At 43.7% G+C, this 9,770-nt stretch carries 9 protein-coding genes and 1 tRNA gene; 9 read left to right on the forward strand and 1 reads right to left on the reverse strand.

Translation table 11 applies throughout. The annotated features are described in order from the left end of the window. The 9 genes from rlmD to ACTHUE_RS06925 form a co-directional block, all read left to right on the forward strand. The coding region (gene rlmD, locus ACTHUE_RS06885) for a 23S rRNA (uracil(1939)-C(5))-methyltransferase RlmD (protein WP_440403123.1) at positions 1 to 1,214 on the forward strand (1,214 nt) is incomplete at its 5' end. A 124-nt stretch (positions 1,215 to 1,338) separates the two neighbouring features. Beyond that, positions 1,339 to 2,814 (forward strand): hypothetical protein, encoded by a 1,476-nt coding sequence (locus ACTHUE_RS06890; protein ID WP_049336025.1) that lies wholly within the window; start codon positions 1,339 to 1,341, stop codon positions 2,812 to 2,814. 23 nt (positions 2,815 to 2,837) lie between these two features. Further along, positions 2,838 to 3,941 (forward strand): response regulator transcription factor, encoded by a 1,104-nt coding sequence (locus tag ACTHUE_RS06895; protein ID WP_004519610.1) that lies wholly within the window; start codon positions 2,838 to 2,840, stop codon positions 3,939 to 3,941. A 10-nt stretch (positions 3,942 to 3,951) separates the two neighbouring features. Next, entirely contained in the window at positions 3,952 to 4,488 is a 537-nt protein-coding gene (locus ACTHUE_RS06900; RefSeq protein WP_003748733.1) for a GTP-binding protein, read from the forward strand. Between the two features lies 1 nt (position 4,489). Continuing rightward, positions 4,490 to 5,131, forward strand: coding sequence for a hypothetical protein (locus tag ACTHUE_RS06905; protein WP_003679679.1), 642 nt, complete (start codon positions 4,490 to 4,492; stop codon positions 5,129 to 5,131). A gap of 39 nt (positions 5,132 to 5,170) precedes the next feature. After that, positions 5,171 to 5,530: a roadblock/LC7 domain-containing protein gene (locus ACTHUE_RS06910; protein WP_003679682.1), complete on the forward strand. Its 360-nt coding sequence runs from the start codon at positions 5,171 to 5,173 to the stop codon at positions 5,528 to 5,530. A gap of 98 nt (positions 5,531 to 5,628) precedes the next feature. Then, positions 5,629 to 5,704 (forward strand) — tRNA-Asn (locus ACTHUE_RS06915). A gap of 271 nt (positions 5,705 to 5,975) precedes the next feature. Next, on the forward strand, positions 5,976 to 6,344 hold the full coding sequence (locus tag ACTHUE_RS06920) for a hypothetical protein (protein ID WP_004519611.1): 369 nt from the start codon (positions 5,976 to 5,978) through the stop codon (positions 6,342 to 6,344). Between the two features lie 451 nt (positions 6,345 to 6,795). After that, positions 6,796 to 8,355, forward strand: coding sequence for a TerC family protein (locus ACTHUE_RS06925; RefSeq protein ID WP_004519613.1), 1,560 nt, complete (start codon positions 6,796 to 6,798; stop codon positions 8,353 to 8,355). Positions 8,356 to 8,418: 63 nt separating this feature from the next. On the opposite strand, the gene ACTHUE_RS06930 is transcribed toward ACTHUE_RS06925, so the two are convergent. Beyond that, positions 8,419 to 9,522 (reverse strand): anhydro-N-acetylmuramic acid kinase, encoded by a 1,104-nt coding sequence (locus ACTHUE_RS06930; protein ID WP_004519614.1) that lies wholly within the window; start codon positions 9,520 to 9,522, stop codon positions 8,419 to 8,421. Positions 9,523 to 9,770 lie beyond the last annotated feature (248 nt).

Consider the following 9,770-nt stretch of genomic DNA (forward strand, 5'->3'; position numbering starts at 1 on the left):
GAGAGCGTGTAACGTTTGCCATTCATAAAGAAAAAAAGCAGTTTGCAGAAGCTCAGGTCGAAACGGTTTTAAAACCTTCTTCCGAACGCATTGAGCCAGCTTGTTGCTATTTTGATACATGTGGCGGCTGTTCGCTTCAACATGTTTCTTTCGGAGCGCAAGTTGCGTTAAAGCAACGGATTTTGGAAGAGCAGTTGGAACGGATAGGTAAGGTCAAGCCGGAAATAATTTTACCTCCTTTATATGGTTACTCCTGGTATTATCGCGATAGAGCGCGTTTAAGTGTTTCGGTGGATAAACAAGGCCGTCTGAACCTCGGTTTTCAGGCCAAAAAAAGCCATGATGTCGTCAATATCCGCCATTGCCATATTTTGCCTAAGCATGTGTCCGATAGATTGCCTGATGTCCGCAATTTGCTGCAAAAGCTGCATGATGACGGTGTAAAAGTGAAATTTGTTGAGTTTTATTGCGGGAAAAATGTGACAGCGCTCAACATTCGTTTCATAAATCAACCGTTTGGACAAATATTAAGCGAATTGCGTAATTGGTTTGATAATATATTGTCGGGTGCTGAAAAGGCATGGCAAATATGGTTGCAGGATCATGCCGAGTCCTTGCCGTTTTATCCCGAGAATGCTCCTGCTCTGAACTATAATTTTGCTCAATTTGATGTAGAAATGCCTTACAAACCCGGTGATTTTACGCAGATTAATGCGCAGCTGAACGAAGTGATGGTGGCAAGGGCGGTCAGACTTTTAAACCCTCAAAAAGGGGAGCGGATTGCCGATCTGTTTTGCGGTTTGGGCAATTTTAGTTTGCCGCTGGCGAAAAGTGGCGCATCGGTTGTCGGTATTGAAGGCGCTTATTATTTGGTAGATAGGGCAAGGGAAAATGCCCGCCTGAATCGTTGTGCCGAGAATATGACGTTTTCTGTTGCCGACTTGTTCGATACCGATGAAAAAACTGTTGAGTCATGGGGAAAATTTGACAAGATGCTACTGGATCCGCCGAGAAGTGGGGCTTATGCTGTTGTCAAATCGCTACATAAGCCATTTTTACCTCAGAAGATAGTGTATGTTTCGTGTAATCCATCAACATTTGCACGAGATGCCGGTGTCTTGGTTGATAAGGGTTATAAGTTTAAGGCAGCGGGAATCATGAATATGTTTGCACAAACCTCGCATGTTGAATCCATTGGTGTGTTTGAGTTGTAAATTGGTATCAAGTCCTTTATGTGAGTAGGGTTTTTAATGTAAAAATGAGTGCATTCATGTTATCATCATTCGTTTGGGGAATTAATAACGTTGAAGTTGCGTGTAAAGCAACAGATGTTAATAAATGCAGCTTGCAGCACAAGACCGGGAGGTGTTCTTGAACTATCAACTTTTAACTATTTTTTTGCTGGTGCTTTTTTTGCTGGTGTTGTTTTTTGTTCGTCATAAACAAAGTAACAATTCAGACAAACAAAGCGCACATGCATCAAAAAGCGGCCGTACATCTGCTGCTCATACAGCCTCCTCTGAGGATGGAAACGACTGGATTGAGAAAGTCAACCAGACAGTTTCCAATGCGGATAATCAAGACTGGGAATGGGGCGGAAGCGGCTCAAACGATGCAACGGCTTCTGTTTCCGCACAAGAAGTCGATCCGCTGACCGAATATCAGGTTTATAAACAGTTCGGCTATGAAAGTAAAGCAGCGGAGTCTTTGGCCGGTTATCTCAATACCTTGGAAGACGGCGCTCCAGAAAAACTGGTTCATGAATTGATTGGTTTGAATCTGCGAGTTGGCAATATCGACATGCTGGCGGATACGCTTGAGCGTCATAGTACTTCCCTTTCTGAAGACAGCGTAGCCGAATACCTGAAAGCCGGTCTGGCTTTGGATTCTACTAACCTGCGCCTGCGTGTTTTCGCCGAGCATCATCTTGGTTGGAATATGCAGGAAGTGGACCGTCAAATTGGCGAACAAAGCGGTTTGGAAGTTGCTTCCGACGAGCATATTGCCTTTGAGAACGACTCGATTGAACGCATTGTCGTTCCAGGTATGGGTAAACGTGCGCCTATCGTATTAGGCAAGAAAGATTTTGGTGAAATTAGCCCTGAAGAGATGGGTGCGGTTATTGGTTTTGCCAAACCGGAACGTAGTGCAAAAATCCTGAAAGATAAGATCAGCTACGAGACTGCTTTGCATCAATACAATAAAGCAATCCAAACTTCTGCGAAGCCTGCTGGTCTCATTATCGATGCCTTGCGTCTGGATTATCAGAATGAAGAAGTAGGGCAGTTTGCCAAGCATCTGTGGAAGCTTTACCACTCTTTGGGTCAATATGGCCGTCAAGTAAAAGAACGTATGCTTGGCTGGGGTTATAGCCTTGGTTATCACGAAATTTTTGATGATTTGGAAAAAGGGCCGTCTGAACAGCAAATTAAAGAGATTGGCTTAAAGCGCGGTTATATTCAGCCAAGTTCTTTGCAGATGAAAGCCAAATATCGTGAGTTGGTTCAAAAAGACTCTTCAGTTATCAGTGCCAGCTCTTCACCTGCTGATGAAGCTCTGAAAGAAGTGGAATCTTTGTTGGCCTACGGTCAGTTGGATTTGGCCATCGGTACTTTGGAACAGGCTGTTTTGCAGTATCCTCAAGAATCGCAGTTGTACATTATCTTGTTTGATTTGTACGAACGCGTTGAAGATTGGGGACGTTTGGAACAATTTCTGCGCTTGTTGCGTGAACGTGTTGTCAGCCTGCCTGAAGAGGTTGTCTTGGCAATGAGCCGTCTCTTGCAACGAATGAACCAATATTCAAAAAAATAAGATAATCGTAGAAAGTACGAGTGATGAATAATCATTTACCAAAAATTAAAACCATACGGGTTATGTTACAGGAGATGGGTGAGCAACAGCAGGCGGTATTCCGTATGGCATTTAAAATGCACAATACGACGAATTACGTCATCGTTTCCCCTGATTCTGATGAAAAACCGGATTTGGTATTGGTTGATACCGATACTCCGGCAGGTGTAGAAGCTTGGAAAGAGTCGAAGAAAACTTATCCGGAAGTGCCTGTGGCGATGTTTTCTTCCGAGTTGCCGACAGTAACGACTCCTTATTTGGCTAAGCCGGTCAAATTTGATACCTTGTTTCCTGTTTTGCGCAGCCTGGCTCAAGGCGGCAATGTTTTTGAGCCGTCTGAGCAACAAGCGGCCGAAGAGAATAAAAGACAATCAAATTCCGATGGCACAAGAAAAGCAACCATTCGCCGATTTAATCCAAATAAAGGCTTGTTGGGTGCGCTGAAATTTGCCAGTCAAGGACACCAAGATCTTGCCGTCCTGCATGAAGGTAAGCCGATATTAATCGTGTTTCCTAGTATCCAGCGAGTACTGTTGACAGTTAGTGCCAATGAGTTGGAGAAATTGTGTAAGAACGATAACTTGGCTGTCGTGTGTAAGGCTGTTCCTGATAATCCTCAATGGAAAGAAAAAGCCAAAGTCACCATTATGTCATGCTTGTGGCAAATGGCTATTTGGACTGCATCAGGCCGTCTGATTTATCCGATGACGCCGCAAACTGTCTTTACACTCAAGCGTTGGCCAAATTTAACCCGTTTGGCACATGTTCCGGAATCTATGCGTCTGTCGGCATTTCTGACGAAAACATCTGTTAATCTGAATGTTCTCTATAAAGTCATGCCTTTGGAGATGCCTGATATTTTGAATTATTTATCGGCAACATATATGACAGGCTTTTTGGCGACAGATACAGAGTTTGCAACTGATGCGCACAATGCGCCTTCGTTGAACGAACAGATTGATGTGAATAGCAAAGACGTACCTGAAACAGCAATGAGCAAAGAGGCTCAAAAAATTGCCGGTCCGTCTAAAGAACAACCTCGTGGCCTGTTGCAACGCCTGATGCGTAAGTTGCTGGGCAAATCGTAAAGGACACGTCATGAAAGAAAATAAAATTATCTTTACCGGTCCTGTCGGCGTAGGTAAAACCACTGCAATTTCAGCTTTATCTGATGAACCACCGGTTCAAACCGATGCATCTGCATCTGATATGACACTTGTCCGCAAGGGGTACACAACTGTAGCAATGGACTACGGTGTCATTCATTTGGATGAGGAAACTAAGGTTCACCTTTATGGTACGCCTGGTCAGGAGCGTTTTAATTTCATGTGGGAAATTCTGAGCCAAGGCAGTATGGGCTTAGTGCTTCTTTTGGATAATACAAGAAGCAATCCATTGAAAGACTTGCAATTCTTCTTGGATGCATTCCGGGAGTTGCTGAAAAAAGCACCTCTGGTTGTAGGGGTAACGAAGATGGATATCCGATCTTTACCAAGCGTGGATGTTTATCAAAAATATTTAGCACAGAATAATTTTAATGTACCGGTTTTTGAGATTGATGCGCGTCGAGAAGACGATGTAAAACAATTGGTTACTGCCATGTTGTTCTCAATTGACCCCGGATTAGAGGTATAAGATGGAAGCGACACTCTCTTTACAAGCAAATTTATATCCTAAGATTACACCGGCGGGTGCGTATTATGCTGTTTCAAGTGATACGCCCAGTGCCAGCAGAACTTTATTGTATGGTCTGTTGCGTGCAGAGCCGTCTGAAACCATCAGCAGCGAAAAAATCTTGGCGTGGGCGGATACCAGCGACATCAATACCGCTTTGAACCTGCTATACCGCCTCCAACGCTTAGAATTTTTGTATGGTGATGAAGAAATCAGCACAGACGATATCCATTTGACTGACGAGCAATTGCCTACATTATTGGAACAGTTGTCCAATTCTGGCAAAGCTTTATTGGCTGATGAAAACGGTTTGTATTTTGCCAATGCCAATTTCCATCACGAGGCTGCGGAAGAGTTGGGTCTTTTGGCGAGCGAAGTGGCCAAAATGGAAGACAATCACCGTCTTTTGATTCGCAATAACCTGCATATCAATAATAGCGCATGGGGTATTTGTGATCCTTCAGGCCAAAGTGAATTGACCTTTTTCCCGCTGTATATTGGCATGACCAAGCTGATTTTGGTAATTGGCGGAATGCCTGACTTAAATAAAGAGGCTTTTGTTACTTTGGTTAAAGTGCTGTACCACCGATACGGCAGCCGTTGATTTTTGCCTGACCGATATTTATTTTAGAATGGAGCGACTATGCAACAACTATTAATCTCTGTATTAAGCGATTTGAACAATACCTCTGCTGATATCACTGCTTCTGCAGTTATTTCTACGGACGGCCTGCCGATCGCAACCATGCTGCCTTCCCACTTGAATGCAGATCGTGTAGGTGCGATGTCGGCAACGCTTCTGGCATTGGGCAATCGTTCCGTACATGAGTTGGCTTGCGGTGAGTTGGATCAGGTAATGGTTAAAGGTAAAAATGGCTATATTCTGTTGAGTCAAGCAGGTGAAAATGCAGTGTTGGCATTGATGGCAAAAGAAAGCGGTAAATTGGGCTTGATTTTGTTGGATGCGAAACGTGCGGCCAAACAAATTGCTGAAATCTTATAAAAGTTTTATAAATTAAAAAGATATAAAAATATTTTTGTTTTTATATAGATTGTTTCTTGACAGGTTTCTGATATTTTCTATATAATTTCATCTTTAATTCCCCGATAGCTCAGTCGGTAGAGCGACGGACTGTTAATCCGCAGGTCCCTGGTTCGAGCCCAGGTCGGGGAGCCAGATTTGAAAACCACCATCTTGTATGGTGGTTTTTATTTTATCTATTGGTTAATATTTTAAGATATTTTGATGATAATTGATTAAATGATTACACTTAATTCATCAGCCTTTATAGGAACAAATTATTAAAGTGCCATCACAACCATCCATGTGAAAAGTGGAAAAGAGTTTTGGAAAGCTATAAATCGTAGCAATCCAAAAGATAAAACAATTTATGAAGTAAAATAATTTATGAAAGGTTAAAAATGATTTACTCAGCAAAGCTAAAAAAATGGATGAAACAATTGAGGAATTTGCATATTTTTCTATAGAAAATAACGATCTATATTGTTTCCTTAATTGTTGTCCAATGGCTATTGAAGTGAATAAAGTTTACAATGTGGAACTTGACTATTTCATTATTGATGAGTTTATATTGGAAGAGGTTAATACAGATGAATCTGTTATTATTCCTTTTGAAAGAATAGGTGATAGTACACAATATAAGATAACAGGTAGGCTAGATGGCAATACATTTACAGCTGGAAATATTTGCTTTGAAGATGATGCTCTTCAATTAGAATATTCTTATTTAGATGGCAGATTAATTACTTTAACTGTATGGAGATTAAGTATATCCGTAATTTCTGAAAGAATATAATCGTTATATTTTCTAAGAAAATTATTGTCTATATAAACCGTGCCGTCTGAAAAAATCCCAATTTTCAGACGGCTTGAGACCTTAGTAAAAAAACTAAGTTTTTACCCAGGCATTTAGGGAATTCCTTATAAGAATCTTCTTTCAGCAAACCGAACAAACTATGATCAACAAATACATCGACCGATTCCTTTTGTTAAAGCTGGAGAAAGTGATTGATTGGCAGCGGTAGGCTGTTTTTAAAAGAAAATATGCTGTCAGACTTTGCCTTTCTTTCGCCAAACTGATAAACTGTTTGCCATTATTTTTGGCCGGGGCATAAATTTTTCATGAAAGACGCAGAGCAGAGTAGTTGTTATACCGCTTCTTCCCTTTATCTATGCCCGAAATTTGGCAGTCTGTCCGTTTTAAGCGGAACGGCTGCCTTTTTGTATTTTAAAGGAACGCAATCATTATGGATTTCAGTTGGTTGGCCGAGCCGCATACTTGGATAGGCTTTGCCACGCTTCTGGTTTTGGAAGTTGTTTTAGGTATTGATAACCTTGTTTTCGTAGCAATTTTGGCAAACAAGGTCAAACCGTTGCAACGGGATAGGGCGCGGATAACGGGCTTGGGTTTGGCTGTCGTTATTCGGATTTTTATGCTGGGCTTCATGGCACACATCATGACACTGACACGCCCTTTGTTTGAGCTGGGTGGTCTGGAGATTTCCGGCAAAGACATGATTATGTTTGCCGGTGGTATTTTCCTGCTTTATAAAGCGACTACCGAGCTGCACGAACGCCTTGAAGGCCACAATCAATTTGCGGTTGCTGAAGGACAGAAGAAGCATTCTTCTTTTTGGGGTGTTGTGGCGCAAATTTTGATTTTGGATGCGGTTTTCTCTATCGATTCTGTTATTACAGCAGTGGCGATGGTGGATCATATTGTGGTGGCAATGGGTGCGGTTGTTGTGGCGATGACGGTGATGATTTCCGCCAGTAAACTGTTGACTGCCTTTGTGGACAAGCATCCGACCGTTGTGATGTTGTGTTTGGGTTTCTTGTTGATGATTGGTTTCAGCCTGATTGCGGAAGCCTTCCATTTCCATATTCCGAAAGGCTATTTGTATGCGGCGATCGGCTTCTCGATTTTGATCGAACTGTTTAATCAGGTTTCGCAAAAGAATGCCCGCAAAAATGACTACATCAGCACTTCTTGGCGTAAGCGCACCGCTGAAAATGTGTTGGGTATGATGGGTATCCGCGAAAGCATTTTGGCAAAAGCAGGCGATAATGGCGGCGATGACGAGCATTTTGAAGAAAACGAAAAATCCATGATTCGCAGCGTGCTGACTTTGGCGGAGCGTCCGATTATGGGCGTGATGATTCCGCGTCGGGAAATCGAGAAATTGGATATTTCCCAAAGTCGGGAAGAACAAAATGCGCAATTGAAAAATACACCGTATAGCCGTTTGTTGGTTGTCGGTAAAGCAGGTGTAGATGAGCCTTTGGGCTATATCAGTAAAAAAGATTTGCTGAACCAGCTGCTTGAATCCGGAGAAATCAATATTCAGACGGCCTTGCGCCAGCCATTAATTTTGCCGGACAGTACGACGGCGTTGAATGCGATTGAATTGTTCCGTCAAAGCAGCGCGGATTATGCGTTGGTGGTGGACGAGTTTGGCGCGGTGCTGGGTATGGTGACCATGAAAGATTTGTTGGAAACCATTGCCGGTGAATTCCCCGAAGAGTTTGAGCGTGAGGAAGAAGAAGCTGCTCCGGCCAGTCAGGATGAAACGCTGTCTGTGGATGGTGCATTGGAGTATGTGGAATTGGCTTCTCAGTTAAATCTGCCTGCTCAAGAGGAAGACGCCGATTTTCATACCGTTGCCGGCTTGATTATGGAAGAATTGCAAAGTATTCCTGATGTGGGCGACTTCATCGATTACCATGGCTGGCGTTTTGAAGTGGTTGAGAAGGACGGACAACGGATTGCCCGTGTAAAAATCAATCGTTTGCCGGAAGAAGAATAAGTAAAAGCTAATATAGTAAAGGCCGTCTGAAAATGTCCAGACGGCCTTTTTATTTATCCGACTTTAGTTACCGTAATGTCCCGAGCCTAAAATTCGGTGTGAATGTGCGCCGGTTGCATGGTAGGGATTGCTCGGAACTTGATTGCACCAACAGGCTGCAAGCCAGGCAAAAGCGGCAGCTTCGACCCATTGCGGGTCAAGATGGAGCTTGGCTGTGCTGTGCAATTTGGTGTCGGGAGAAAACAGGGTTTCCAAGTCTTGCATCAAAACCGGATTGCGGATGCCGCCGCCGCAGATGTAAAGATTATGAATCGCCGGAGCAGCTTGTTTGGTCGCGTCAAAAATGGTTTGTGCGGTATAAAAGACCAATGTGCGTATCACATCTTCCGGCTTTTCATTACCTTTCAGACGGCCTTGAAGCCAGCTTAGGGAAAACAACTCTCGGCCTGTACTTTTGGGATAAGGGCGGCTGAAATAAGGATGGTCGAGCAGGGAAGCGAGCAGGTCGGGGAGGATTTTGCCTTGTGCGGCTTTTTCCCCGTTTTTGTCGTAAGGCTGCTGCCAGATATGTTGCATCCATGCATCCATCAGCATATTGCCGGGGCCGGTATCGAAGCCGAAAGAAGGGCTGTCGGGCGGGAGGATGCTGATATTGGAAATGCCTCCAATGTTGAGTACGGCTCGGGTTTCATTCGCATCTCGAAACAGCGCTTCGTGAAAGGCTGGGACGAGGGGTGCACCTTGACCGTTGCAGGCAAGGTCGCGGCTGCGAAAGTCGCCGACAGTGAAAATGCCGGTCAGTTCAGCTAACAGGGAGAGGTTAACCAGTTGAATGCTGTAACCGTATTCAGGCGCATGGCGGATGGTTTGTCCGTGGCAGCCGATTGCGGCAATGTCTTTGGCCGACAGGTTTTGTTCTGCCAATAGTTGTTGGACGGTTTGGGTGTATAGGCGGCTGAGTGTTTGCGCCAGGATATTGCTTCTGTGCAATTCATTTTCGCCTATGTCTTGTAGTGCCAACAATTCTTGGCGCAGGCCGTCTGAATAGGGTAGAAAGCTGTGGGCAACGGCTCGTTGCCATTGCTTGCCCTGCATTTGAATCAGTACGGCATCGGCACCGTCCATGCTGGTTCCGGACATGATGCCGATATAGTATTGGGGTTGCATTTCGGTTACAGAAAGAGAAGGTAAAGCGACATTTTAACGCCTTTTGACGTTTTTACGGGAATTTCGGCATTTAATGTAAATAGTTGGTGCAAGAAAGATTACAAAGAGGTTAAAATAACGTGACTCAACATGTTTTCCAAAAGGAAACTTTCCATGGCTCAAACTCAGTCGAGTGCGAACTTGAAGCTGATTAATACGGTTTTTGCCGCTATGCTTGTGAGCATGGTCGGCTATTTTATTTATTGGGG

The sequence above is a fragment of the Neisseria sp. P0021.S005 genome, from assembly GCF_051956955.1.

Bases quoted from the DNA above. Each gene is read 5' to 3' on its own strand.
- ACTHUE_RS06910 (WP_003679682.1), top strand. From the start codon at position 5,171: ATGCAACAACTATTAATCTCTGTATTAAGCGATTTGAACAATACCTCT.
- ACTHUE_RS06900 (WP_003748733.1), top strand. From the start codon at position 3,952: ATGAAAGAAAATAAAATTATCTTTACCGGTCCTGTCGGCGTAGGTAAA.
- ACTHUE_RS06925 (WP_004519613.1), top strand. From the start codon at position 6,796: ATGGATTTCAGTTGGTTGGCCGAGCCGCATACTTGGATAGGCTTTGCC.
- ACTHUE_RS06895 (WP_004519610.1), top strand. From the start codon at position 2,838: ATGAATAATCATTTACCAAAAATTAAAACCATACGGGTTATGTTACAG.
- ACTHUE_RS06930 (WP_004519614.1), bottom strand. From the start codon at position 9,522: ATGCAACCCCAATACTATATCGGCATCATGTCCGGAACCAGCATGGAC.
- ACTHUE_RS06890 (WP_049336025.1), top strand. From the start codon at position 1,339: ATGCAGCTTGCAGCACAAGACCGGGAGGTGTTCTTGAACTATCAACTT.
- ACTHUE_RS06920 (WP_004519611.1), top strand. From the start codon at position 5,976: ATGGATGAAACAATTGAGGAATTTGCATATTTTTCTATAGAAAATAAC.
- ACTHUE_RS06905 (WP_003679679.1), top strand. From the start codon at position 4,490: ATGGAAGCGACACTCTCTTTACAAGCAAATTTATATCCTAAGATTACA.